Origin of the sequence: Chryseobacterium nepalense (assembly GCF_023195755.1) — a bacterium.
Taxonomy (GTDB): domain Bacteria; phylum Bacteroidota; class Bacteroidia; order Flavobacteriales; family Weeksellaceae; genus Chryseobacterium; species Chryseobacterium nepalense.
The window spans coordinates 1,467,656-1,493,183 of sequence record NZ_CP096203.1 but is presented as its reverse complement, the minus strand read 5'-3'; the positions used below and the strand labels follow the sequence as shown (position 1 = coordinate 1,493,183).

Here is a 25,528-nt window from a genome sequence, read left to right as displayed (position 1 = left end):
TCAAATGGCGTAATTTTGGTGATAGTTTATAAGTAAACAAGAATATAATATTAATTAAATAAAAGAAATTAAAAATGGCTTTAGAAATTACAGACAGCTCATTTCAGGAAACAGTTTTAAAATCAGATAAGCCTGTATTGGTAGACTTTTGGGCAGTATGGTGCGGACCTTGTAGAACGTTGGGACCAATTATCGAAGAGGTTGCAACAGATTTCGAAGGGAAAGCGGTAGTGGGAAAAGTAGATGTAGACAACAACCAGGAAATCTCAATGCAGTATGGGATTAGAAATATTCCAACAGTACTTATTTTTAAGAATGGTGAAGTTGTTGACAAATTAGTTGGTGTAGCTCCAAAGGATGTGATCGCTCAAAAATTAAGCGCACACTTGTAAAATAATAAGTTTGATAATGAATGCCTTCCACTTTTGGAAGGCTTTTTTTTCAAAAATAATTTGCAGGAAAGGAAAAAAGTTGTAGTTTTGCAATCACAAAAAAGAAACAACGTTCTTTAAAAAATGATCCGGTAGTTCAGCTGGTTAGAATGCCGCCCTGTCACGGCGGAGGTCGCGGGTTCGAGTCCCGTCCGGATCGCAGAAGTTTTATCAATTTCTTTAAAAAATTGATCCGGTAGTTCAGTTGGTTAGAATGCCGCCCTGTCACGGCGGAGGTCGCGGGTTCGAGTCCCGTCCGGATCGCAGAAGTTTTATCAGTTTCTTTAAAAAATTGATCCGGTAGTTCAGCTGGTTAGAATGCCGCCCTGTCACGGCGGAGGTCGCGGGTTCGAGTCCCGTCCGGATCGCAGCAATTATAAAGTCATCAATTAATTTTGATGACTTTTTTATTTTAAACTGGATTCCCACATAATGAAAATGTGAAGTGTTTTTAAAGCAAAATAGTTTATTACCTATATATCGGAACAGGTTGTTCTGCGATGCATCAAATTCCTTCTGAAGAAATATCTTTTTCTATTATATTTGTCATATCTAAACAGAACAGTGATGAAAAATAATGATTCAGGTTTAGCTCCCGAACAATGGGTAGATGCATTTGCTGATTTTCTATTCAGTTTCGCCATAACCAGAGTAAATTCTAGAGAAGATGCGGAAGATATAGTGCAGGATACCTTTTTGGCAGCTTTTAAAAATGCAGGTACATTTGAAGAAAGATCATCTGTAAAAACATGGCTTACCAGCATTCTCAAAAATAAAATCATTGATTATTACAGAAAGAAAAGTCAGAATAGCAAAAGCTATGAAGATTATCTTGATGAAACGGGAGCATCATTCGAAAATGCTTTTTTCAATCAGAATCACTTTGGCAGATGGAAAAATGATATCGACAAAAATTACCTTTCCGAGAGCACGGATGATTATATTCTAAGCAAAGAGTTTTATAAAATCATGGAATTCTGCCTTCAAAAATTACCTTCAAAACTAAAGCCTGTTTTCGTGGCAAAATATATGCTGGATGAAGATGCTGAAAAAATTTGTAAGGAATTTAATATTACTTCGTCTAATTACTGGGTGCTTCTTTTTCGGGCTAAAACACTCTTGAGAAGCTGTCTTGAAAAAAATGAAATCACACTGTAACGTATGAAATTTATTAACAACCTTTTACACAACTGCGAAGATACCTCTCTGAACATCATTAAATCCGAAGAAACGTCTTTGTCTGTTTCCGTATGGCTGAAGATGAAATTTCACATTGCTTTTTGCAAGTGCTGCAGGAATTTCAATAAGCAGACTAAAGCAATAGACAGAGTATTACAGCATCACTTTCATGAAAATTTTCCGGATCAGGAAACAAAAGCTTCTGATGCATTAAAGAAAAGGATAAAAGAAAATTTACAAAAAATGTAAAATTTTTGTAAGGAATAAAATTTTGTGTCGTCTAAGCTTAAAATTTAAAAAAGCAATGAAAACAAAATTCTTCATTCCCTTTCTGTTATTGATGAGCAGTATTCTCTTTTCGCAAAATTCAAATATTAACAAGGAAAATGGGGTCGCCAATTACGGCTATGATGTGGTGAGCTATTTTTCAGGAAAACCGCAGCCGGGTTCGGCAAAAAATACTGTTAAATATCAGGGAGCAGATTACTATTTTATAAATCCTGAAAATAAATCCAGATTCCAGAAAGAACCGGTAAAGTATCTTCCGCAATATGGTGGCTATTGTGCTTTTGCAATGGGAGATTATGGCAAGAAAGTACAGGTAGATCCCAAAACCTACAAAATAACGGACGGAAAACTGTATCTGTTTTACAATAAATTTTTAACCAACACCCTTACCAGTTGGAACAAAGATGAGCATAATCTCACCATTAAAGCAGATATGAACTGGAAAAAATTAACAGCAAATAAATAAATGATGAAAAACTTAATCCTAATTCTTGCAGCAGGTTTTTTTCTTCAAAGCTGCATAAGAGAAAACACTTCCACCGAAGATTTAATGGAAATGGCACCGGAAAACGCCAAGCTTATTTCCTTCGGCAATTTTATGAAGGGACCTTACGGAAACAATATTGGCGGTAAAGCAGAGATTTACGAAAAAAACGGTATTTATACACTTGCTTTTGATAAGGACTTTTCAGTAAGCAATGGGCCGGATCTTTATGTATATGTGAGTACGGAGCAGCAGCCGGACAATTTCATCTCATTGGGAAAATTAAAGTCCGTTAACGGAGGACAAATTTACACTTTTGCAACAAAACCGGATTTGGATACTTATAAATATGCTGTAGTACACTGTCAGCAATACAATCATTTATTCTCTTACGCATTACTCCAAAAAAAATAAATATGAAAAAAATTGTAAACTGGATTATCCGACTTGTTCCTGTAGTCATTATGTTGCAAACCCTGTATTTCAAATTTTCCGCCGCACCGGAATCTGTATATATTTTTTCAAAAATAGGTATGGAACCTTACGGGAGAATTGGAATCGGTATTCTGGAATTGATTGCCTCAATTCTTATTTTAATACCTAGAACAACTTTATACGGAGCCGTTTTAGGTTTAGGGCTTATGCTGGGTGCTATCCAATTTCATGTAACGGAACTGGGTGTTGATGTGCAGAATGACGGCGGAAAACTTTTTTATCTGGCGGTAACAGTAGCTGTATTTTGTATATTATTAATTGTTATAAACCGAAAACAGATTTTATCAGTATTCTCTAAAAATAAAAAGGCTGTCGCAAAATGATAAAAAGTGTTGAAAATAATCTTAGGGAATTATCACATACAGTAGGTTCCATTTCCGATGAGTTGTATACTAAGAAAAGTAAATATTTGTTCGGAAGTTCAATCGGGCAACATGTCAGGCATATTCTGGAAATCTATGATGTATTGCTGGCTGGTTATTCTTCCGGAAAATTTTCATTTGAAAACAGAAAAAGAAGCCGGATTCTTGAAGAGAATGTGAAAGAAATGTTATACACCATCGAAAGATTAGTGGCCGAAATCAATAAAAAAGATAGAGAGATGATCTGCGTTCTGCATGATCATTTAAACAATGAGCAGGAACTTAAAACAACCTATTTTCGGGAATTGCTGTATTGTTTTGAACACGGAATTCATCATCAGGCATTAATAAAAGTAGCACTTAAAGAATTTGAATGGAAAAATATCCCTGAGAATTTCGGAGTGGCCCCCTCAACTGTAAAATTTAGACTTGCATGTGCACGGTAAGTTATTTTAAAACAAACGATGCCGTTATCATTACGTCAAACCGGGATGAAAAAAGAAACAGAGAGAAAGCGGTTTTTCCAAATATTTTGGAGCTGAATGATCATAGATTGTATTTTCCTAAAGATAAAAAAGCATCCGGAACCTGGTTTGTGATTGATAACAAAGGTAATGCAGCGATTCTTTTGAATGGGGCTTTTCAAAAGCATACAAGCAATCCGCCTTATAAAAAAAGCAGAGGAATTGTGCTTTTGGATATTGTTAAAAACGGGAATTTTTTGCAGACTTTCCAGGGATATGACTTGTCGGGGATAGAACCCTTTCAGTTATTGGTTTTTTACGATGAAAAATTAATGAGACTGCTTTGGGACGGGAAAGACAAACATGAATTTTTTTTAGATGAAAATGAAAGCCATCTGCTTTCTTCTAAAACCTTATACAACGATCATATTGAAAATGAAAGGGAAAAAGATTTCAGAAGATTTCGGAGTAGTAAAGATACTGAAGCTCATGAAATACTCAATTTTCATAAAAAACACCAAATAGAAAAAGAACCGGCAATTGACTGGATAATAAAAGAGGAATATATTACGGTAAGCATTACCCAGCTTGTTATTGAAAAAAAGAATATTAGTTTTACGTATTACGATCTTACAGAAAACACAATACAAACAAAAAAAATTGAGAAAAGAATTCTTGTTTAAACTGCGATACCAATGGCACCGTTTAATCCATTGGGAGTTTTGGCCTATGTGGGCTGTTTATCTTCCATGTATTTTCTATTACTTTTGGATTAGCATGAAATCACGTTCTTTTGGCTTCTTTAGAGCGGTGAATCCGGCAATCGTTCATGGAGGAATGACGCTGGAGGATAAAAATTTCGTCAATCAGCTTTTACCACAAAGATACAGACCAAAATCTTTCCTTGTAAAGATCGAAACAAAGACTGAGGGAATTGAAAATATAATCCGGGAAAACGGACTGAAATATCCTGTTATTTTAAAGCCAAATAATGGTTGCAGAGGCAGGAATGTAGAATTGATAAGAAATCGGGAACATGTAAAAACATATCTTGAAAATCACGGAAATGAGGATTTACTTCTGGAAGAATATATTAATTACCCGAATGAAATAGGCGTATTCTATATCAGATTCCCGAATGAGGATAAGGGTTTCATCACTGGCATTGTAGAAAAGAAAGGCATTATAGTTACGGGAGATGGCAAACAGAGTTTAGGCGAACTTATACAATACGATCTTCGGTATCATTCGTTTTACTTAAAAATTTTTCATGATGACCACCACAAAATCAACTATATTCCCAATGAAAATGAACAAATACTCTTAAGTACTATTGGAAATCATGCACGGGGAGCAACATTTTATGATGTTTCATATAAAACTTCAGTAAAGCTCACTGACTTATTTAACGATATCTGTTCTTCAGTAAAAGGTTTTTATTATGGGCGGTTTGATGTAAAATTTAATACCTGGGAAGAGCTTGAAAACAGAGAAAACTTTAAAATTATAGAATTAAACGGCGCTGCATCAGAACCCACTTTTATCTATGATCCGCAACACTCTTATTTTTTTGCCGTTAAAGAAATCATGAGACACTGGAATTTCATGTATAAAATTGCAAAGTTTAATCAGAAAAAAGGCCATCGCTTTACAAGTAATGAAGAATGCTGGAAGATTCTTAAAGAATTCAATCCTTTCCTGGAATCATCAAGAATTTAAAAATGTCTTACAGCTGCCCCGTATTTTTACGGTATTTTAAATTCTGATTTTTAATATTCGGATTTAGGTCTGATATTTGTACTGAATTGCAAAACGATTTGGGTACTTATTTATGAAAAACATATTGAAAAAAAAATCATTTCTTTTCACATTACTTATAGCTTTAACGGTAGTTTCCTGTAAAAAGGAAATCGAAAAAATTAACGACAAAGTCAATGATGCATCTTCATCCATCAGTGGAGATTCTAAAAAAGAAGATTCATCGACAGCAAAAAAAGATTCTGTTGTACAGAAACAATCATTACCTCCTGCAATGCAGGAATATGGTTTTTATAATGCCTATATTTTTCCTAAAGATAAAAAAGTAAGAGACTCTCTTTTTGCTTTATTTAATAAAAAATTTACGGAAAAAGAACGTTACGCCATTCTCGCTTTAAACAGACTTGATTCAAAAAATAAGTGGAATGCAGATACATTGGTAGTCCCTGCTAAGGTTGATACTACGTTAATGGAATATTCTCCGTTTCCCATGCAGCTGGATGTTTTAAGTCCGGTGAAAAAATTTGTTGTCTTCTCGTACCCGATTCAGGCATACGGTGTTTATTCCAACGGAAGTCTGGTAAAATGGGGTCCGACAAGTATGGGAAAAAAGGCAGCTAAAACAAAAACGGGACTTACGTTTGCCAACTGGAAGAAAAAATTGGCTATTTCCACCGTAAGCAGCGAATGGAAACTTCCTTATAATTTTAATATCTTTAATTTGGACGGAATCGGGTGGCATCAGTATGATCTGCCAGGATATCCTGCGTCACACTCCTGTTTACGATTATTGATGAATGATGCAAAATGGCTGTACAATTATGCAGACACCTGGGTACTCAATCCGGGAGGAGCAACAACCAAAGCAAAAGGAACGGCAGTTCTTGTGTATGGAGATTACCCGTGGGGAAAACGTAAGCCATGGAGAAAATTGCTTAATGACCCAAATTCCAATAATATTTCTGTTGAAGAAATGACAAAAATGATCGAACCCAATATTGAAAAAATACTCAAAGAACAGGACAATAGGGAAAGGGTAGTAGATTCAATAAAAGCGGCAAAAGCGGTTTTGGAACAAATGCCACAAACCACAAAAACTGTTGAACCTTAGATAACTCGGATTAAATTTTTACTCAAATATTTTCAATACAAGAAGCTGATGCTTTGAAGTATTACAAAAGGTGCGCAGGTTTTACATTAAACCTGCGCACCTTTTAATCAAAAGCTAAGGACCTTTCACCTAAAACCTGCGCAGCTTTTTTAAAGGATGCCGGAAACAGTGTTTTTATAAGGTTTAACTTTATTTCTGATTTTCGGTTTTGCTTTTAATTTATTTTTTCAAATTGTAAAGTAGATTCTTCGGCAAATCTTCTGAGTTTCAGCATTTCATCTTTAGCTTTATGTTGCCCGAACCTTGCTGCGGCATACGTAATAGCAATAAATATCAGCATTACAAATGAAGCGTTAAGCGCCCACGGAAAATCATGGCTGTTAATTTGCTTTTCTACATAATACATGGAAAAAAAGACCATCCAAAGAATCGAAAAAGAAAAATAGAGGAACATAAAAAACGTCCAGACCGCCGAACTTGGGCCAAAGATACCACGTATTGTCGTTTCATCGTCCTCAATTTCTATCCGTAGCGATAATCTGGGTTTCCAATAGCCCTCATCTTCGGTTTTTACACAAATTGTCGCTACTTCTTTGTTGATATTCCCGGAAAATTCGTCTGTATGTTCTGCCAGATATTTTTTAAGATTTTCTGCATATTCCTCTTTAGTAAGATCAGTAAACATCTTAAAACGCGGTCTGGTTCTTATTTTGTCTATGGTTGTTTCTTCTGTTTTCATATTATTCTTGATAAGGTATAGGGTCTTCCAAAGTAAAACGAAGAGACATTTTTCTGCTTTTTCGTTCAATAACCATTTCTATGGTACGGCCTTCTTCGGACTTCAAGAGTTCTAAAATCTTTTGTAAAGTCATATCTGCAGTTTTCTTGCCATTTATGGTAATGACCCGGTCGTCTTTCTGTAATCCTGCTTTTGCTCCGGGAGAATCTTTTCGCACCCCCGCAATTGAGAAGATGGGTTTAAGAATGAAATTATACTGTAAAGTGCTGTTGAAAACTTCAGTGCCTGTTGAAATATCAACTTCTTTTTTAGTGGGTAGATTTACAACATCTTTTGTCCATTCCATTCCGTCTTGCCTGAAATCCAGACCGCTCATATTGAAATGAAAAGGATCATAAAAATTGCGGTTTTTTTTGAGGTATATTTTCTCATGGGGATAGTCCAGGGCTACGGTAAAACGTCTCATAATATCTCCACCTATAGAACCTTTCCTGTTTTCAACAAGGCTTACGTGTTGTATGGAATATTCGTCGGGCATTGCCGTAAGCGGTTTTTCAAATTTAAATTTGCCTAAATAGAGATTATGAATACGGCTTCTTTTTCCATAGATGTCACCATTAAAACCTCTTCCCAAAAAATCGTCAATATTGGGTCTGTTATACACAAAATCTTTTATGAGTTTGGGGAAAAGCCATATCGGATCACTGTTTCCCAGATCAATAAGAAGTTTTGAACTTTTCTTTTCCCTGGTCATTTCCACATCAGCAAAAATGTAAGGTTTATTTTTTTCAATACTTATATCTGATTCACTGAAGTTTTTTATTTTTTTTCTGAACAGATCTGTATCATTATAAATGGTAAGCTTTTTAGACATATAGTCAATAACCACCGGATGATTCTTAAAAAAATGATAACCGATGATTCCGTTCACAGGAATTCCTACATGGGAAGAAATATTGAAATCCTGATCTGTGATGATATATACGGTCATGGAATCATTCACGAAATTTTTTCCGATTTTCCCAAAGTTATTCTCCGACCGGAATCCGTCAATGCTTCTTTCACCCCCTAATCCCGAAAACTTTATTTTTTCAACGTTTATAAGTTTTAGCTCTTTATTTTCCAGACTGAAAATGGATGTTTCAGCGACTCCTGTATCAAGCAAAAATGTAAGCTCTGCACCGTTAATATTAACCGGGATGAATATAAGATTGTTGATAAATTTAAATGGAATAACTGTTTTTTTTGCATCCCTGAGTTCAAAAGAATTCTGGGCATTGATAAAAATACTTAAGAAAAAAATCCAGAAAAAGTAAATCAGTTTCATGTATTGAATTTAATCATTTTATCTGAATTTTAATAAAAAAAGCATTCTCAATAGAAGAGAACGCCTGAATATTTTTAAACAATTAAAAAAAAGGATGAATAATTGTAAAATTATTTCGAGAAAAAGTCCATAAGATCCATATAGTTTTTCTGGTTTACTCCGTGACCGCTCATATATTCCCTGAACGAAAAGTAGCATCCGAGGTCATACAGTAGATCGGCAGCCTTTCTTCCCCAATCCAGCGGAATGATAGCATCGTCTGTTCCATGAGAAATAAAGAAGCGAAGTTTTTCAAGTTTTTTCTTGTCTTTCACAATATTATCCAGCAGTTTTTCTTCAGGATAACTGCTTAAGCATGCAATCAGATTAAACATTTCAGGATATTTCAGGGCAAGTGCATAGCATAGAATCCCACCCTGACTAAAACCGCAGAGGTGTGTTTTTCCGTTCGTAATGCCGTAACGGTTGATGATATTCAGAATGCTTTCCAAAATACTGTTTAGGGATTCTGTTGCCTGTTGAACATCTACAAAGTGTTCAGGATTATTAAAATCGATATCATACCATGAATATCCCTCAAACTGTGTTGGTTTAGGAGCTCTGAAGCTTACGATAATCCAGTCTGCTGGAAGGGTTTCCCGAAAGCTGAAGAGATCCTGTTCATTGCTTCCGTATCCGTGAAGCATAAAAAGGATCGTTGTTTCTGAAGTGATATGTTCCGGCTCTCTTACAATATAATCTAAATTCATTGGGCAAAGATAATTAATAAAGGTTTAATGATCATTTCATAAAGTAAAAATGAGACCATCTTAAATGGAATGACAAACTGTCTTTATATTACAAATAAGATTTATTAAATCGATATTTTTTAGAAATTTTTATTGGAAAATTTTCACGAAACCTATTTTTATATTGATAAAAAACCTATATTTGAAACATTAAAAATCTATTTGGAAAAAATGAAGCAATTTTACAAATCAAAAAGTTTACTAAAGCTTTCTTTTTTATTCGCCGTACTATTTTCGGTAATTTCTGTTCTTAACTCTTGTAAAGATGATGACGAAGACGAGTTCACGGATCATATTATTCAGCTTGAGGCAAAAATAAATGTAAAAGGCCCAACTCCTCCGCCTACAACACCTCCTACTGTGAATTTTAAAGCGGTTGTTACCCAGATAGGAACAAGTCCTCAGACAACTTTTAACCCAACAGGATTAGTCTGGTCATCAGGAGACCAATTTGTAAGCTCAAGTCAGTCTCAGGTAAGCATTGCAGCTAATGCAGTTCTTCCTTATGCAGATTCAGAATTAATCGTGAATATCTACGTTGACGGAGAACTTGCAAAAACGAAAAAAGTAGTAGGATCTGGAGAGAAAAATGCTTCTACTTATTACAGCTTTTTAGAATTATAAGAATACAATATTAATAATATATAAGACTGCTTAGGCGGTCTTTTTTTGTGAGTAAATCTGAATATCAAGCTTGATATAAAAAAGATTCGGGCGCGGGATTGAAAATCCCGCGCCCGAATCTTTTTATAAGAAATAAATTAAATCGCTTTTACAATAAAATAATTTTTCTTTCCTTTTTGAAGCAAGAGGAATTTACCGTCGATAAGATCACTTTCATTTGCCATAAAAGTATCATTTACTTTTTGCTTGTTGACGGAAATTGCATTGCCCTTAATTTCTCTAGAGGCTTCACTTTTAGATTTCAGAAAACCCGATTTTTCCGAAAGAAGATCAATAATGTTAATTCCTAAAGCATCAGATTTTGCGATTTCTTTTTGTGGTACGCCGTCGAAAAGTTCAAGAAAAGTCGCTTCATCCAGACTTACCATGTCCTCGGCGGTGGAACGTCCGAAAAGAATTTCAGAAGCCTTTAATGCTTTTTCATATTCTTCTCTCCCGTGAACCCAAACCGTCACCTCTTCAGCCAGTTTTTTCTGAAGTTTTCTTTCATTAGGAGCTGTTTTATGTTCTTCAACTAAGTTTTCTATTTCCTCTTTTCCCAGGAATGTATAGAATTTAATGAATCGTTCAGCATCATCATCCGTCGCATTCAGCCAGAACTGGTAAAATTTGTAAGGAGAAGTCTTCTTTTTATCCAGCCAGTAGTTTTCTCCGCTTTCGGATTTACCGAATTTGGAACCGTCGGCTTTGGTGATCAAAGGAACTGTTAATGCAAACGCTTCGCCCTGTGCTTTTCTGCGGATCAGTTCCGTTCCGGTAGTGATATTTCCCCACTGGTCGGAACCTCCCATCTGAAGTTTCACATTATTATTCTGGTACAAATGCAGAAAATCATACCCCTGGATCAGCTGGTACGTAAATTCCGTAAAACTCATTCCTTCTGCTCCGGCTTCCCCCGAAAATCTTTTTTTCACGGAATCTTTGGCCATCATATAATTGACGGTAATATTTTTTCCCACATTTTTTGCAAAATCAAGGAAAGAAATATTCTTCATCCAGTCATAATTATTGACAAGCTCAGCTTTATTAGGCTCACTTCCTGAGAAGTCAAGAAATCTTGACAGCTGATTTTTCAGGCAGTCTACATAATGAAGAAGTGTTTCCTCATCCAAAAGATTTCTTTCTGAAGATTTTCCCGAAGGATCTCCAATCATTCCTGTAGCACCTCCTACCAAAGCAATGGGCTTATGACCGTGCTGTTGAAAGTGGGCAAGAATTTTTATCTGAATAAGACTTCCAATATGTAAAGAATCTGCAGTAGGATCAAAACCGATATAGGCTGTTGTCATTTCCTTATTCAGTTGTTCATCCGTTCCGGGCATCATGTCTGCAAAAAGACCGCGCCATTTCAATTCTTCAATAAAAGAGTTCATTATTTTTAACTTTAAAATTTAGGTGCAAAGATAATCATTTCAGGGAAATAAGGCGAAGGGAAGAATTTGTCATTTATAATTATCTAAACTTTTAATTTCTTTTTTAGGAGCTTTTTCCTGCTCTCCGCACTCGCTATTTTTTCTTTTGGCGCGGCAGCGAAGCTGCCGCGCCAAAAGAAAAAAATGAGCTCAGACAATTGCTGCGATCAGGGCTAGACTCCAGTCGGAAATACAATTACTGGAACGAAATTCATGGATGCCGTGCTTTGTATTTTTAGCCAAAATCGGTATATTTGTTTATAATGAACGAAGAACAATTATTCCAGCTTATTACAAAAGCAAAGGAAAAAGACCAGAAGGCGCAGACCAGGCTCATCAACATTTTCTGGGTTGATGTTTTTTCTTTTGTAATGAAAAAAGTTCATGATGAAAACGATGCAGACGAAATAACAGTTAATGTTTTTTCAAAAGTATTGTCAAAGCTTGATATGTATGATCCTCACTTTCAGTTTAAAACATGGGTGCTTACCATTGCCCAGAATACCATCATCGATTTCTGGAGAAGAAAAAGCAGGGAAAATCAGGATCCTACCGAAAATCTTGAAGAAGTAAAAAATCAATATGCAAAATCTCCGGAAGAGTTGATGATCTCTGAAGAAGAACAGAAAAAAATCATTAAGACTATTGAATCGCTGGATGCCAATTACCAGGATATCATCAAGCTGCGGTTTTTTGAGGAAAAAAGCATTAAAGAAATAGCAGAGGAACTCGGTATATCTGTTGCCAATACCAAGGTCCGGGTAATGCGCGCGAAAAAAGTATTGGCCGAATTGTTAAAAAACAATGAATTTGAAGATAATTAACGATATAAAATTATTCGTTCAGACTGTCATCTGTAGAATCTAAATAATGCTTAACCTCAAAATCTAATAATTCCATTTTCATAATCACAAATAAACTTTCTCTTTTGTCTTTGGAAGTAAAATTTCTCTTTGTTTTTCCTGATTCCTGTTTTGCAGATTAATTTTCATCCCTTTTTTAATGAAAACTTCTCTTTTAGAATTTCCGTATTCTTCTGTATTTTCAACTTCTTTTTCAAAAATAAGTTGTCCTGTGGACAGGTTAAAGTCAACGTCGATCCAGTATTCTTCAGGCTTTCCACTGTCGGATGAATATCCGATCAATTCAAAATGTCCGTTCTGAAATCTGTATTTATCCGTATAGCCCCATTTCCAGCTGCTTCCTCCGGCCTGGGTAATCATTAAAATTCCATTTTTAATTTCGGTGCTCTGATAGGGATCGCCCATCATACCGCCATCCTTACTTTTTAGAATAGCATTCCTTGACTTTTCTAGGATTGTCCATTTTTGATTTACTCTCTTTAATATCTGGATTTCACGGAAGTTGCCAAAATCAGTGGTATCTTTTGTATTGTAAACAATCACTTTTTCAGGAATATGGTCACCATCAAGGTCTCCGTCAACCGTTTCAATAACTGTAGCACCTTGCGGCTGAAATTCTTTCTGAGCAAAGCACAATATATTCAATGTAACGGTTAAAAAACATAAGATAGATTTCATGAGATGATAATTATATCTAAAAATACAAAATTATGTGTTTCATCAATCTCTGTCTTTGATTGTTTCGATAAAAAAATCACTAACTTTGACCCTCAATTTGAGATGTACATGGAGGATTTAATTCAAAATACAACCGTTCAGAAACCAAAATGGATCCGTGTAAAACTTCCTACCGGTAAGAATTACAGAGAACTGAGAACTTTGGTTGATAAATATAAATTAAATACAATCTGCCAAAGCGGAAGCTGCCCGAATATGGGCGAATGTTGGGGCGAAGGTACGGCAACCTTCATGATCCTTGGGAATATCTGCACCAGAAGCTGCGGATTTTGCGGAGTGAAAACCGGGAAACCGCTTGATGTAAACTGGGACGAACCTGAAAAAGTTGCCCGTTCTATCAAATTAATGAAGATAAAGCATGCCGTTCTTACTTCGGTAGACCGCGATGATCTGAAAGATATGGGATCAATTCTTTGGGCGGAAACTGTAAATGCCGTAAGAAGAATTTCTCCGGGAACTACTATGGAAACGCTGATTCCGGATTTTCAGGGGATCACGAAACATATTGACCGTTTGGTAGATGTGGCACCTGAAGTAATTTCTCATAATATGGAAACCGTAAAGCGTCTTACCAGAGAAGTGAGAATCCAGGCAAAATACGAAAGAAGCCTTGATGTGCTGAGATATCTTAAAGAAGCAGGGCAAAGAAGAACCAAAACAGGAGTAATGCTCGGTTTGGGAGAGACCAAAGATGAGGTTTTCCAGACGATTGAAGACATCAGAAATGCAAATGTAGATGTCATTACATTAGGACAATATCTGCAGCCGACCAAGAAACATCTTCCTGTAAAAAAATTCATTACTCCTGAAGAGTTTGATGAATTTGGAGATTTTGCAAGAAGCTTAGGATTCAGGCATGTGGAAAGTTCACCGTTGGTGAGAAGTTCTTATCACGCAGAAAAACACATTCATTAAACATATATCGCTTCAGTTTTGAAGCGATTTTTTTGACCATTTATTATTCCTGCTTATAATTCAATTTTTCAGCAATACATATATCTTCAATAACTAAGCTTAAACGGTGTACAATTAAAAAGGATTCCCCGGAATAATTAAGATTAATTCGGAATCAACTTTATTCTTATAAAAAAATCATATTTAGTATTTGATATCAATAGGTTAATATAGAAGAACTTTATGTCATTTTGGTTAATGCATAAATGATTATTTGTGCCGAATTTTGCACGCTTACAATAAATATAATGAAATTAGATAAAAAAATAATACCTCTCGCCATTGGAGGACTGGGAATCGGGACAACGGAGTTTACGATTATGGGACTGCTTCCGGATATGGCAAAAAGCTTACAGATCAGTATTCCTGAAGCAGGGCATCTCATTTCTGCTTATGCATTTGGAGTAGTGGTTGGTGCACCCATCCTGATCGGATATTCAGTAAAGTTTTCGCCTAAAAAAGTATTGATGGCATTAATGGTGATTTTTACTTTGTTTAATGCTCTTTCTGCTATGGCGCCCGACTATATGACGATGATGATCATCCGTTTTCTTTCAGGACTTCCTCACGGAGCGTTTTTCGGAGTGGGAACAGTAGTTGCAGCAAGAATGGCTGAAAAAGGGAAAGAGGCATTCAATATTTCATTGATGTTTACAGGACTCACCATTGCCAATCTTGCTATGGTGCCCCTTGTAACCTATATTGGCCATAGCTTTCACTGGAGATGGTATTTTGCCATTGTTTCGGTAATTGGTTTGCTGGCTCTTTTGTTTCTGAAACTATGGCTTCCGGACGTAAAGTCTGATAAGGAGACCCATTTTATGGAAGAATTAAAGTTCCTTAAAAAAAGACAAGCATGGCTGGTTTTAATGATTACGGCGATTGGTTTTGGCGGACTGTTTACATGGTTCAGCTATATTACGCCGCTTATGACGATTGTTTCAGGAATACCGGAAGGTTATATGGCTTACGTAATGATTTTGGCCGGAGCCGGGATGGTGGTCGGAAATCTGGCCGGAGGATATTTATCCGATAGGTTAAGTCCCGAAAAAACATGTTCTTTGCTGTTGTTTTTAATGATGATTTCTTTGGCCGGTGTATTTTTCTTATCGGAATACCGTAACATTTCGCTTACTCTTACTTTTATATGCGGAGCATTGTCTATGTCTGTAGCAGCACCGATTAATATCATGATGATGAAAGCCGCACCGAAAAGTGAAATGATGGCAGCCGCATTTATGCAGGCGGCCTTCAATATTGCCAATGCCATGGGAGCATTTCTTGGAGGGATTCCTTTGGAAAAAGGCTATGCATTCAATTATCCTTCATTGGTGGGAGTTGGGATGACGCTGATAGGACTTATCATTAGTGTACGGTACAAATATCTTTATGCATCAGAAGATCAGCAAACAGTAGCGGATTGTGTTTCGTGTGAAAAATAATAAATAAAAAGACCATCTTAAAAAGATGGTCTTTCTGTTGTTTTTATAATAAGCTTATTACGCTTCGACTTCATTACCGTTTTTACACCAGTAAAGGGCATTGTAAAGGTTTCCTTTAGGGAAAGATTTAAACTCTCCCGGCATCAATACACTGAAAATGTCCGTGAAATTCTGCACTCCTTCTTTGTCCGTAACAATAGCGGTTCTGTTCCACTTTGTTAAGTTTTTTAATCCTAAAAGCGCATCCTGCAGCCAGGCTCCCATGGTAAAATTATCCAGATCTGTATCCAGGTACAATAGGTAATTCAGTTCATTAAATTGATCGACCTTTTGCTTTACTCTTGGGATTACCAGGTTTTCAAAATCTTCTTTTGTTACTTCTCCCGTTGCATTGAAAGCCGCAACATTCTCCGGAGCTTCTGGAATAATCGTTATCATATTGTAATATTTATTGTGGTTTAGTTTTAGGTTGATAACAAAAAGTAAACCAATATTTAATATTGGGTTAATAAAGCATTTAATTGTTTAAAGTTTAATTTACATCTTAAGATGTTTTTCCGGCGGCTTCGCCGCCGGAAAAAACAAAAGGCCGCGGCCTCACACAAAATATACTGCGACTTTCATTCGTCACATCTTACGAACTATGATTCATATTGTTGATTATCACTTTGGATATTAAGATCTTTGGAATTTTACAGGAAAATAAAATTCATTAAATGCGATATCCGTTTTTCTTTGCCAGTGCTATAACGGAACTTTCAATTGCTTTCCCTAAATCGTCGGCATCAGCATTTCCACGTTTTTTCATTTCTTTGTCAATATATTCCTGACGTTTCTTTGAAAGTGCTTCAATCTCTTTCTGAATTTTTTCCCGTTCAGCAGACTTTTGAACAACTGCTTTTTTAACTTCTTCCTTACTTTTTCCTTTCAGTTCTGCCGGGAGCTCAGATTCTTTTACTTCTGATATAAAATCTTTGTCTTTTTCCACGCGGTCTACCAAATCCCAATGATCATTTTTGTAAGCGTTTTTCTTAGACTTGGCCACTGTTCTTTCTACTGCATTTGAAGCGGACTGTATTTCCGCATTTTTATCCTGAAGCATCTGTTTGCTCTTGAATTCTGAACCGTGGCTTCCGTAATAGATATAGGTATCATTCAGTTTTGCATTGCACTCAGAAATTCTTACGTCATAAGGAGTTTCAATATAAATGACCTTCTGATCGCTGTCGATATTGAAATATTTGCCGTCTCCCAGTGATGCTCCGTTTTGCCAGAAAGTACGGATTCCTTCATCTCGGTTTCCACAAAAAATAGTGTTGGTGTAAATATTTTTCCTTTTTGCATCCGGAATTACATTTTTATAGCTGACTTTTCCCTGATCGAACGGTTCGTTTCCGGCGATATAGATCAGCTTCATGCTTTTTTCATTGCTGTCCCATCTCAGATTCATCGAAGCATCCCGGATTACCGCTCCGCAAAATTCATTTCCGCCGTTGGTTCTCAAGGCAAAAAGCTTTTCAGAAACCAGATCCAGGTCCTGGGTGAGAGGAGTGACCTGACGGATGTAATTTTCATCAGTGATTCCGTCATTTCCATATTCGTACAATGCGATTTCCACTTCCGGCGCTTTTCCATTGTACTTTAAAGTCGTTAATGTATTCACGATATTCCAGAGCCTTGATTTTGCTTGGTCAATCAGTCCGTCCATACTGTTGGAAGTGTCCAGAAGAAGAGCTACCTGAATTTTATTTTCCTTAGCTGCAATTTTTGAAGGCTTAATTACAGCCAATCTTTTTTCAGTAGGAGCAACCCGTCTGCCTTTGCTGCACATTAAGTACTCCCCGGAATTCTGTGCACTCAAAAGAGTTAAAGTTCCTATCGTCAGTGTTAAAATTTTGAAAGTTGTCATGATTTTCTGTTTTTAAAGAATTTCGTATTTTGTTTTAATGCTGTATTTCAGCTTGATATTATCAATATTGTCGAATGAATAATCAACATTGGCATCGGCAGCTTCCAGCTGGATATTTGCCGTTTTCGCTCTGAAATTCATCGGCAATACCGTATCGCTGGTGTAGTCTTCGATTTCCACGATCTCAAGAGGATTTCCTGTTTTTTTTGCCATGCTCTCCAACAGGTAGTCTGCTTTTTCTTTCGCAGCTTTTAAAGCGTTTATTTTAACGGTTTTTCTGTAATCTGCAATTTTTGTATTCCTGATCTCGTCGATATTGATGCTGGTAATCCATTTTTGGTTGAGGTTTTCAAAAAGATTTGCCATATCGGTTTTCTTGGTTACTTTAAACTGAAGATTTTTGGTGAAAATTTTCGTTTTGGAATAGATATTCTGGTACATCGATTTGAATTTGATGTCTTCGTTTTTTACCCCATTGTTTTTAAGAATTTCAAACAGCTGTTTTTCATTGTCGGCAAGCTGGTTTTTGTTATCGCCTTTAATTCCTACATTGAAAATAATTTCATCCGGCTCCACTTCCATTTCTGCAATTCCGGTTACTTCAATGAAATTTTTCTTTGTTTCCTGTGCGTTGATCAGTCCTGCTATAAAGAATAACCCGATCAGTAAAAAATGTCTCAGTTTCATAATTTCTTTTTTTTAATTTTAAACTTCTGAAGTAAAATTACCCAGATTTAAAACCGAAAATCGCGAGACTTGGTGAAATGAAGGTTTGACTTGGTGAGTTGGGGAATTTGTTTAAAATGAATGACTGTAACTCTAGCCCCGATTGCAACGACATCCTTTTTGGTTGCGGCTGGAGCGAAGCGGAAGCCGTAACCAAAAAGGATGTCGTTGCAATCGGGATTAGCTTCAAATAAAAAACAGTCCTGAGAAGAACTGTTTATCTGTTGGTAAGAACAATTGATTTTCCGTTTCGGGTGACGAGTTTTTTTACTTCACAAAAAAGTTTGGTGCGGATAATGAGTTCATCGTCATTTTCTGAAATAGTATACGTTTCGGAAGTTGTAAACGCATCGTCGAGATCATGTTCAAAAAGTTTGGTAGAACCGGACTGATCCACCGAGTAAAAATCTACTTTGTAATCATGAAGCCCGGTCTGATAAAACTTGTACACAATTTTTTCATTGAGATCGCTGGAAATGATCTTGGTTTCAATGAAGTTGTTTTGTTCAAGAAACGAACAACTCTGCAGGAATAATACAGGCAAAAGAAAAATGTAAAGCTGTTTTTTCATAGTTATGTTTGGTTTTAACAAATGTAATAAATGCTAAATGGTTGACTGTTAACGGAATTTCAATTTTCATGTTACCATTTTTTCATATAAAATGTGATAAAGAATTGAAAAGTTTACTCATAAGACCTTGTATTTTGTCTTGGTGAATATTTTAAGGCAATATCATAAATTCTCCTCAAGTCTTCGTCTTTTTTATCGCAGAACGACTGATAATAATTGATGATGTCCTGCATGGATTTTCTGGTATTTCCGATATTCGTCTGTGAAAAATCCTTCGCTGCTTTTTTGAGTTCCGTAGCCATTTTAGCAATCTGAAAATTTTTCTTTAACTCCTGTTGCGTTGTTTCCGTCATTGCATCATATTCTTTTTTTGACGAAATATTTTTTATTTTATCATTCTTTTCATAAACCAATGAAGCTGAAATTGAAGAGCTTTCCAAGTCATTTTTTTCAACTTCCATCAGGAAAATTTGGGTTTGTCCGCAATCCAGATTTTCAAGTTCTACTTCAATCTGATGATTGGAAATATAAGTAGGCTGATATCCGTAAAATTTATTGATTCTCATGCCTTCAGGAAGGTTGATCGTTAGTTTCGGCTTTTTCCCAATATTATATAAAAGGCTTTCTAATTCGTCCTTAAATGTTTTTTGAATGTCTTTTTCAGCATCTCCTATAAAATAATTGGAACCTCTTCCGTACGTTGCAATTCTCCGTAATAAATCAAAATCCAGCTGCTGTCCGACTCCGATGGTGCTGATGTCAATTCCTTTATCGTTGAATTCTTTTGATTGTCTTAAAATCGTCTCAGGATCTGTAATTCCTGAATTCGTCATTCCGTCGGTAAGAAGAATTACCTTACTATTGTAGTCTTTGGTATTGTGTTTTTGTGCTTCCGAATATCCCATCATCATCCCCGAATGAATATTGGTGGAGCCTGCCGGATAAATACTTTCGATAATCGGGTCCAGATTTCCGGCAACATCTTTTATTTTTGATGATTTTAAAACCAGATTGGCCGTATCATCAAATTTTATAATTGAAATGATATCTTCAGGTTTTAATCCTTTTACAAAAACTTTAAGTGCATTTTTTACTTTATCAAGTTTACCGCCACCCATAGAGCCGCTATTGTCGATAACCAGAGAAACATTTACTTTGTTTGAATGTTGCCTGTCTGAAACATTCTGTGTTGCAAGACCGATTTGAAGTAAAAAACAGTCGTCTGAGTTAAGAATGGTATTGTCATAATCAATGCTCAATGCCACTTCATTTTTCTTTGGAATTTTAATCTGATGTTTGTGGTAGTTCATAAAATCTTCCACGATTATCGTGTTTTCATTAAGAAATCCACGCTCATTTGTACTCGAAAGTCCGTTGCTTACGGTGTGTGAAACAGAACCTGACGAAACTCCGAACTGCGCTTTTGAGATATTAAAGATAAATATCGAAGAGAAAAGGTAAATTAGGGTGCTTTTGTTGAAGATGGATAAATTTTTCATGATGTTTATATTTGAATTATACTGCAAACTTAATCCTGCAAACTCTGCAGAAAATACTAAACTTGGTGAATAGCGAATTTCACTTGGTGAATAGTTTTTGCCGGACTATATATATGTATATCTTTGTTTTATGAAAATGATAAAGCTTTTTGTGCTTTTTTTTGTAATGGCTTTCGGGAATACGGCATATTCCCAGAGCAGGGTTGTGGAAGATGTTCAGGTGCAGAGCAAAAGGCTAAAAAAAGCGGTGGATACAAAAGATGAATCCGCGCAGGCAGATTCTTATTACAATATCGGTGAGACTTTTTTTAATGACGGAAACTTCAGGAAAAGCGAAGAATATTACACCAAAGCAAAAAACATCTACGAAAAACTGAATGATAAACCGAATATTGAAAAAGCCAGCCGGAAACTGGCCCAGTCCCAGGAAAAGCAGAATAAAATAACTCCGGCAATCAGCAATTACAGCCGGGCTGCAGAAGTTGCTCCGTCAAAAAGCCGCGCGCTTAATACCAATGATGTCACCAGGCTATCGGTAAATTCTCCCGAAGCGAAGGAAGAGGCGATTCAGAACAATATTCAGCTTAATGAGAAGGATAAAGATAAAGGGGATCTGGCTGCAAGTTACAGCCAGATGGCAGATGTGAATATTCAACAGAATGATATTCCTAAAGCGGAAGCAAATCTTAAAAATGCTTATAAAATTTCTAAAAAGGAAGCGCCGCAACAGGCATTGGAAATTAATCAGAAATTAACGGACTTTTATGTTGAAAATAAAAACTACGATAAAGCCATCGAAGCTAAAAAGACCGTTTTAAAAGAGGATTTTGTTAAAGATAATTCTAAAAAGGAAGTGGAGCAGATTCAGGAGCTTGCCGATATTTATATTAAAAAAGATGATATCGGGGAAGCCATCAGTCTGTTAAAAAAATCGTACGGAATCGCTTTAGAAAAAGGGCATACGCTTGAAGCACAGAAAAGTGTGAAAAAACTCGACAGCCTCTACAATATGTCTGAAAATACCGATGCTTCTGTACGGCTCTACAGAGATTTTTTAGGAAAACTGCCGGATCTGGTGTCAAAAGATAAAAGCCTGGCTGATGAAAAAATCCTGGAAGACACAGAACAGCGGATTGCCCAGCTGGAAAAAGAAAAACAGCTGAAAGATGAACTTATTCGCAAGAAAAATGTGTTCAATTACAGTTTAATCGGAGTTTTACTGGTTTTATCCGCACTCATCATCTTTATTTTCAGGACCCTAAAAAAAGTTCAGATAAAAAATAAAAAAATTGCATTGCAATCGCTGCGCCGTGAGATGAATCCGCATTTTATTTTTAACAGCTTAAATTCGGTTAATCATTTCATTGCCACAAACAATGAACTGGAAGCCAATCAATATTTAACCAAATTCTCAAAACTGATGCGCGGCGTGATGGAAAATTCCACCGAAGATTTTATCCCGTTTCAGCAGGAACTGGATCTGCTTCAGAACTATCTTGCGTTGGAAAAAACACGTTTTTCAGATAAATTCGATTATGAAATTGAAGTGGATGAAAGCCTCAATACCCAAAGCCTGAAAGTTCCCGGAATGCTGGTGCAGCCGTTTCTTGAGAATGCCATCTGGCACGGACTTCGTTACAGAACCACAAAAGGATTTTTAAAGCTGTATTTTGAAAAAGACAATCAATATTTAAAAATTACTGTTGAAGACAATGGCATCGGGATCGAAGAAAGCAAAAAACAAAAAACAGAACATCAGAAAGCAAGAAAAGGCCGCGGAATGAAAAATACCCTGGAAAGAATTGCTCTGCTGAATGATCTCTATCATCAGGAAATTCAGTGCAATATTACAGATAAACAAAATACACAGGGCGTTCTTGTGGAAATAAGATATAAATTGGTGAACAAATGAAAATAAAAGCCGTCATCGTAGACGATGAAGTGATCGCAAGAGAAGTTTTGAGGAATTACCTCAACAAATATTGTCCGCAGGTAGAGATTTTGGGCGAGGCGGAGAATATTAAGGAAGCGGTTCCGCTGATTGCCGAAAAGCAGCCGCAACTTGTTTTCCTGGATGTGGAAATGCCTTTCGGAAATGCTTTTGATGTGTTGGAAGCAACGAAAGATTTTTCCTACGAGACAATTTTCATCACAGCTTTTTCACAATACTCGCTGCAGGCACTTAATAAATCGGCGAGTTATTATATTTTAAAACCGATCGATATTCAGGAGTTAATTCTGGCAGTCAACAAAGTGGCAGAAAGCATTGAGAAGAAAGAAGATTTCAACCGGAATAAAATTCTCCTTGAAAACTTAAAGTTAAAACCCGAAAAGCAACAGCTGATTCTCCCGACATTGCAGGGATTTGATGTGGTGAAAACGGAGGATATTCTAAGGCTTCAGGCAGATGGAAATTTTACGCAGGTGTTTCTTACGGATGGCTCCAAAAAAATGGTGTGCCGGTTTCTGAAGCATTTCGATGATCTATTGGAACATCCTTTTGTAAGGGTTCACCGTTCCCATATTATCAATATCAATTTCGTGAAATCTTATCACAAAAGCGGTACAGCAACACTTTCCGACAATACCGAAATTGAAATTTCCGGAAGTTTTAAAGATAATTTCCTGAAAGTCTTTTCTTAATTTTTGGGCAGCTTTTTCCGCCTTCCGCTCCCGCTTTTTTGTTTCACAAAAAGAGCTCCGCTCAAGTCGGGCTGCAACAATCTATGGCATAAGTACAATTTCCGGGAGGAATTAATCTCGTTCAGGCATCATTTTTGAAGAATTTAGGATACCACAAAAAAATCTATTATGAAGACTTTTCAGAAAATTGCAATCCCCTTTTCTTTAGGTGTTTTAGGACTTCTTGTTTTAAGTTCATGCTCTGTGGGAATTCCGAAAGGCGCCACAGCAGTTCAGAATTTCAATGCCGACAGATATCTTGGAACCTGGTACGAAATAGCCCGTTTCGATTATAAATTTGAGAAGGATATGGATAATGTTACTGCAACCTATTCCAAAAATCCGGACGGAACGATTAAAGTAGACAATAAAGGCTACAATTACGTGAAAAAAGAATGGAAACAGTCTGTGGGAGAAGCCCGATTCGTGAATAAAGAAACGGAAGCCCGTTTAAAAGTTTCTTTCTTTAAACCCATTTGGGCAGGTTACAACGTGGTAGATATTGATGATAATTACCAGTATGCTTTAGTCATGGGGAATAATTTAAAATATCTCTGGATTCTTTCCCGCACCAAAGAACTTCCGGAAAGTATAAGACAGCGATTCCTGGAAAAAGCAAAAAGAGTAGGCTATAAGACCGATGAATTAATCTGGGTTAAGCACAATTAATTATGATAAATTTAAAATATAAACCTCACAGGTTTCAAACCTGTGAGGTTTTTTATTAATTCAGATTTTTATACTCCTTCCATTCATCAAAGCGGTAATCAACAATCTGTTTCATCAGATCATAGTTTTCGTAAGTATCTTCAATATGATAGAATGTTTCATATTCATAATCATTTTCTTCTGCTTTGGTGTCAAAAAGATTAACGTAATCATCAGCAAATGAGCTGAAACGGTTGCCAAAATCAGTTTCATCTTTATAATAGTCCTGTGCAAAAGCATTTCCCATAGCATTCAGGTCATATTCTGAGAATTTTCCATCCATTACCTCCATAAGAAATTCTGCTCCCGTAATTTCTCGGCGTTTCAATTTTTTAATTTCTTCAGCAGCGCCTTCTTTCAGTTCATCAGAAATAAGATCCTTGTGAATACACCAGTTCAGGAACATTCCGGTGTGGGTGGCTCCGTTTTTCTCAGGAAGCCCTTCGGGGAAATCGCCGCCGTAATGCCATGAAGCATCGTCATATTTAGACATATTTATTAATTATAGTTTTAAACAATTTCAGTCAAAAATAGAAAAAATCAATTTATATTGCCCGGAAGAGAGAATTTTCCGTCATTTGCGTAGAAATTTTTTCGACAATTATTTTATGAAAAATGCCGTTCTGATTACCATTGGTGACGAAATCCTATCCGGAAACACCGTAGACACCAATTCTAATTTCATAGCAACCGAACTTAAAAATATAGGGATTAAAGTCTCTCAGATTCTTACCATTTCAGATGAGATTGAAACCATTAAAAAGGCCATTGATTCTGCTTTTCAAATCGGGGATCTTATCATTACCACAGGAGGTTTGGGACCAACCCGGGATGATAAAACCAAAAAGGCTATTGCAGAATTTTTTAATGACGAAATTGCGCTGGATGAGGTGACATTTAATCATCTGAAAGCATATATGGAAAGGCGGGGCCGACTGGAAATTCTTGAAAGAAATCGAGAGCAGGCATTTGTTCCCACCAAATCAAAAGTTTTTCAGAACCATTACGGAACTGCGCCCTGTATGATGATGGAAGAAAACGGCAAACTGCTTTTTAGTCTTCCCGGCGTTCCTTATGAAGTAAAACCATTGATCAAAGACCAGATTGTACCGTATCTGCATGAAAAATTCAGCCTGAATTATATCACCACAAGAATTGTTTCTGTAGTTGGAATTCCCGAAAGTATCTTAGCAGATATGATAGAAGACTGGGAACTGGCTTTACCTGGAAATTTAGCATTATCTTATCTCCCTGTCGGGACTAGGGTAAAGTTGAGGCTGACTGCAACCGGAGAAAATGAGACATTTCTTCAGCAGCAGTTGGAAGATGAAATACAGAAATTGTTGCCTTTGATTAAAGATCATGTTATTGCAACTTCCGAAGATAAAATTGAAAAAATTCTTGCGGAAATTTTAACGGAACGAAAACTGACAATTTCAACAGCAGAAAGCTGCACCGGTGGAGAATTGGCCAAAATGATTACTTCTGTTTCGGGAAGTTCAGCGTATTTTCCGGGTGGAATTGTTTCTTATGCAACGGAGAAAAAGATTGATATTTTGAAAGTTAAATCAGAAACGGTAGAAGAATTTACAGTGGTAAGCGAGCAGGTTGCCGGTGAAATGGCAGCAGGTTGTCAGAAATTATTCAATACGGATATTGCTTTATCAACAACCGGTGTGGCCGGGCCTGGAAAAGGCGAGGACGGAAAAGAAGTGGGAACAGTTTTTTACACCATTAGAGTAGGAAATCAGGCGGTTACTTCAAAATTATACATGCCGCATCTCGAAAGACTTGATTTTATGCATTTCGTTTCACAGAAAGTTATTCAGGATGTGGTAGCAATCTTAATTTCAGAAAAATAAGCTCTAAAAAATAAATCGGGACTATTAAAAATAGTAAATTTTTAAGTAACAA

General features: G+C 36.4%; 29 protein-coding genes and 3 tRNA genes. 21 read left to right on the top strand and 11 right to left on the bottom strand.

Translation table 11 applies throughout. From position 1 onward, the window contains the following. Positions 1 to 74: 74 nt before the first annotated feature. The 13 genes from trxA to M0D58_RS06300 all read left to right on the top strand — a co-directional run bounded on the left by trxA (position 75) and on the right by M0D58_RS06300 (position 6,572). Positions 75 to 392 (top strand): thioredoxin, encoded by a 318-nt coding sequence (trxA, locus tag M0D58_RS06360; RefSeq protein WP_029296722.1) that lies wholly within the window; start codon positions 75 to 77, stop codon positions 390 to 392. 125 nt (positions 393 to 517) lie between these two features. Further along, positions 518 to 591: transfer RNA gene (locus tag M0D58_RS06355), tRNA-Asp, on the top strand. A gap of 30 nt (positions 592 to 621) precedes the next feature. After that, positions 622 to 695 (top strand) — tRNA-Asp (locus tag M0D58_RS06350). A gap of 30 nt (positions 696 to 725) precedes the next feature. Further along, positions 726 to 799: transfer RNA gene (locus M0D58_RS06345), tRNA-Asp, on the top strand. A gap of 199 nt (positions 800 to 998) precedes the next feature. After that, positions 999 to 1,589 carry a sigma-70 family RNA polymerase sigma factor gene (locus tag M0D58_RS06340; RefSeq protein ID WP_248394376.1) on the top strand — a complete coding sequence of 197 codons (591 nt, stop codon included), beginning with the start codon at positions 999 to 1,001 and terminating at the stop codon, positions 1,587 to 1,589. Positions 1,590 to 1,592: 3 nt separating this feature from the next. Continuing rightward, entirely contained in the window at positions 1,593 to 1,859 is a 267-nt protein-coding gene (locus M0D58_RS06335; RefSeq protein ID WP_248394374.1) for a hypothetical protein, read from the top strand. A 55-nt stretch (positions 1,860 to 1,914) separates the two neighbouring features. Beyond that, on the top strand, positions 1,915 to 2,364 hold the full coding sequence (locus tag M0D58_RS06330) for a YHS domain-containing (seleno)protein (RefSeq protein WP_248394372.1): 450 nt from the start codon (positions 1,915 to 1,917) through the stop codon (positions 2,362 to 2,364). Beyond that, positions 2,365 to 2,796, top strand: a complete 432-nt coding sequence (locus M0D58_RS06325; RefSeq protein ID WP_248394370.1) for a DM13 domain-containing protein — start codon at positions 2,365 to 2,367, stop codon at positions 2,794 to 2,796. It abuts the gene before it with no gap. Positions 2,797 to 2,798: 2 nt separating this feature from the next. Then, positions 2,799 to 3,200, top strand: coding sequence for a DoxX family protein (locus M0D58_RS06320; RefSeq protein WP_248394368.1), 402 nt, complete (start codon positions 2,799 to 2,801; stop codon positions 3,198 to 3,200). Then, entirely contained in the window at positions 3,197 to 3,685 is a 489-nt protein-coding gene (locus M0D58_RS06315) for a DinB family protein (protein WP_248394366.1), read from the top strand. Before M0D58_RS06320 ends, M0D58_RS06315 begins: the two co-directional genes overlap by 4 nt. Next, positions 3,673 to 4,386: an NRDE family protein gene (locus tag M0D58_RS06310; RefSeq protein WP_248394364.1), complete on the top strand. Its 714-nt coding sequence runs from the start codon at positions 3,673 to 3,675 to the stop codon at positions 4,384 to 4,386. Before M0D58_RS06315 ends, M0D58_RS06310 begins: the two co-directional genes overlap by 13 nt. Before the next feature lie 94 nt (positions 4,387 to 4,480). Next, positions 4,481 to 5,422 carry an ATP-grasp domain-containing protein gene (locus M0D58_RS06305; protein WP_248394362.1) on the top strand — a complete coding sequence of 314 codons (942 nt, stop codon included), beginning with the start codon at positions 4,481 to 4,483 and terminating at the stop codon, positions 5,420 to 5,422. Positions 5,423 to 5,546: 124 nt separating this feature from the next. Next, positions 5,547 to 6,572 carry a L,D-transpeptidase gene (locus M0D58_RS06300; RefSeq protein WP_248394360.1) on the top strand — a complete coding sequence of 342 codons (1,026 nt, stop codon included), beginning with the start codon at positions 5,547 to 5,549 and terminating at the stop codon, positions 6,570 to 6,572. A 214-nt stretch (positions 6,573 to 6,786) separates the two neighbouring features. Here M0D58_RS06300 and M0D58_RS06295 read toward each other — a convergent pair whose 3' ends face one another. The 3 genes from M0D58_RS06295 to M0D58_RS06285 form a co-directional block, all read right to left on the bottom strand. Then, a complete protein-coding gene (locus tag M0D58_RS06295) occupies positions 6,787 to 7,311 on the bottom strand; it encodes a hypothetical protein (protein ID WP_248394358.1) in 525 nt (174 codons plus the stop codon). Between the two features lies 1 nt (position 7,312). Beyond that, positions 7,313 to 8,638: a PDZ domain-containing protein gene (locus tag M0D58_RS06290; protein WP_248394356.1), complete on the bottom strand. Its 1,326-nt coding sequence runs from the start codon at positions 8,636 to 8,638 to the stop codon at positions 7,313 to 7,315. A gap of 110 nt (positions 8,639 to 8,748) precedes the next feature. Further along, positions 8,749 to 9,387 (bottom strand): alpha/beta hydrolase, encoded by a 639-nt coding sequence (locus tag M0D58_RS06285; protein WP_248394354.1) that lies wholly within the window; start codon positions 9,385 to 9,387, stop codon positions 8,749 to 8,751. Positions 9,388 to 9,597: 210 nt separating this feature from the next. Here M0D58_RS06285 and M0D58_RS06280 point away from each other — a divergent pair, with 210 nt between their 5' ends. Further along, a complete protein-coding gene (locus M0D58_RS06280; protein WP_248394352.1) occupies positions 9,598 to 10,050 on the top strand; it encodes a hypothetical protein in 453 nt (150 codons plus the stop codon). A gap of 137 nt (positions 10,051 to 10,187) precedes the next feature. Here M0D58_RS06280 and tyrS read toward each other — a convergent pair whose 3' ends face one another. Beyond that, entirely contained in the window at positions 10,188 to 11,483 is a 1,296-nt protein-coding gene (tyrS, locus tag M0D58_RS06275) for a tyrosine--tRNA ligase (RefSeq protein WP_248394350.1), read from the bottom strand. A 302-nt stretch (positions 11,484 to 11,785) separates the two neighbouring features. Here tyrS and M0D58_RS06270 point away from each other — a divergent pair, with 302 nt between their 5' ends. Further along, positions 11,786 to 12,346, top strand: a complete 561-nt coding sequence (locus M0D58_RS06270) for an RNA polymerase sigma factor (protein ID WP_248394348.1) — start codon at positions 11,786 to 11,788, stop codon at positions 12,344 to 12,346. Between the two features lie 84 nt (positions 12,347 to 12,430). On the opposite strand, the gene M0D58_RS06265 is transcribed toward M0D58_RS06270, so the two are convergent. After that, the gene (locus M0D58_RS06265; RefSeq protein WP_248394346.1) at positions 12,431 to 13,063 is read right to left on the bottom strand and encodes a hypothetical protein; all 633 of its coding nucleotides are present in this window, start codon (positions 13,061 to 13,063) and stop codon (positions 12,431 to 12,433) included. A 108-nt stretch (positions 13,064 to 13,171) separates the two neighbouring features. On the opposite strand from M0D58_RS06265, the gene lipA reads away from it, so the two are divergent. Beyond that, complete coding sequence (lipA, locus tag M0D58_RS06260; protein ID WP_248394344.1) at positions 13,172 to 14,038, top strand: lipoyl synthase; 867 nt, start codon at positions 13,172 to 13,174, stop codon at positions 14,036 to 14,038. 287 nt (positions 14,039 to 14,325) lie between these two features. Beyond that, complete coding sequence (locus tag M0D58_RS06255) at positions 14,326 to 15,519, top strand: MFS transporter (protein WP_248394343.1); 1,194 nt, start codon at positions 14,326 to 14,328, stop codon at positions 15,517 to 15,519. A 57-nt stretch (positions 15,520 to 15,576) separates the two neighbouring features. Here the strand turns inward: M0D58_RS06255 and M0D58_RS06250 are convergent, their stop codons facing one another. The 5 genes from M0D58_RS06250 to M0D58_RS06230 all read right to left on the bottom strand — a co-directional run bounded on the left by M0D58_RS06250 (position 15,577) and on the right by M0D58_RS06230 (position 20,224). After that, positions 15,577 to 15,957: a SpoIIAA family protein gene (locus M0D58_RS06250; protein ID WP_029296622.1), complete on the bottom strand. Its 381-nt coding sequence runs from the start codon at positions 15,955 to 15,957 to the stop codon at positions 15,577 to 15,579. Positions 15,958 to 16,231: 274 nt separating this feature from the next. Beyond that, positions 16,232 to 17,428 carry a VWA domain-containing protein gene (locus M0D58_RS06245; protein WP_248394342.1) on the bottom strand — a complete coding sequence of 399 codons (1,197 nt, stop codon included), beginning with the start codon at positions 17,426 to 17,428 and terminating at the stop codon, positions 16,232 to 16,234. Between the two features lie 12 nt (positions 17,429 to 17,440). After that, positions 17,441 to 18,115: an SIMPL domain-containing protein gene (locus M0D58_RS06240; RefSeq protein ID WP_248394341.1), complete on the bottom strand. Its 675-nt coding sequence runs from the start codon at positions 18,113 to 18,115 to the stop codon at positions 17,441 to 17,443. A 256-nt stretch (positions 18,116 to 18,371) separates the two neighbouring features. Continuing rightward, positions 18,372 to 18,725, bottom strand: coding sequence for a hypothetical protein (locus tag M0D58_RS06235; protein WP_248394340.1), 354 nt, complete (start codon positions 18,723 to 18,725; stop codon positions 18,372 to 18,374). Between the two features lie 113 nt (positions 18,726 to 18,838). Further along, positions 18,839 to 20,224: a vWA domain-containing protein gene (locus tag M0D58_RS06230; RefSeq protein ID WP_248394339.1), complete on the bottom strand. Its 1,386-nt coding sequence runs from the start codon at positions 20,222 to 20,224 to the stop codon at positions 18,839 to 18,841. A 130-nt stretch (positions 20,225 to 20,354) separates the two neighbouring features. On the opposite strand from M0D58_RS06230, the gene M0D58_RS06225 reads away from it, so the two are divergent. The 3 genes from M0D58_RS06225 (at position 20,355) to M0D58_RS06215 (ending at position 23,575) form a co-directional block, all read left to right on the top strand. After that, entirely contained in the window at positions 20,355 to 22,136 is a 1,782-nt protein-coding gene (locus tag M0D58_RS06225) for a tetratricopeptide repeat-containing sensor histidine kinase (protein WP_248394338.1), read from the top strand. After that, entirely contained in the window at positions 22,133 to 22,867 is a 735-nt protein-coding gene (locus M0D58_RS06220) for a LytR/AlgR family response regulator transcription factor (protein ID WP_248394337.1), read from the top strand. Before M0D58_RS06225 ends, M0D58_RS06220 begins: the two co-directional genes overlap by 4 nt. A 168-nt stretch (positions 22,868 to 23,035) precedes the next feature. Continuing rightward, positions 23,036 to 23,575, top strand: a complete 540-nt coding sequence (locus M0D58_RS06215; RefSeq protein WP_248394335.1) for a lipocalin family protein — start codon at positions 23,036 to 23,038, stop codon at positions 23,573 to 23,575. A 55-nt stretch (positions 23,576 to 23,630) separates the two neighbouring features. Here the strand turns inward: M0D58_RS06215 and M0D58_RS06210 are convergent, their stop codons facing one another. Beyond that, positions 23,631 to 24,107 carry a DUF7832 domain-containing protein gene (locus tag M0D58_RS06210; RefSeq protein WP_248394333.1) on the bottom strand — a complete coding sequence of 159 codons (477 nt, stop codon included), beginning with the start codon at positions 24,105 to 24,107 and terminating at the stop codon, positions 23,631 to 23,633. Positions 24,108 to 24,222: 115 nt separating this feature from the next. Between M0D58_RS06210 and M0D58_RS06205 the strand changes: the two genes are divergently transcribed. Continuing rightward, positions 24,223 to 25,476, top strand: coding sequence for a CinA family nicotinamide mononucleotide deamidase-related protein (locus tag M0D58_RS06205; RefSeq protein ID WP_248394331.1), 1,254 nt, complete (start codon positions 24,223 to 24,225; stop codon positions 25,474 to 25,476). Positions 25,477 to 25,528 lie beyond the last annotated feature (52 nt).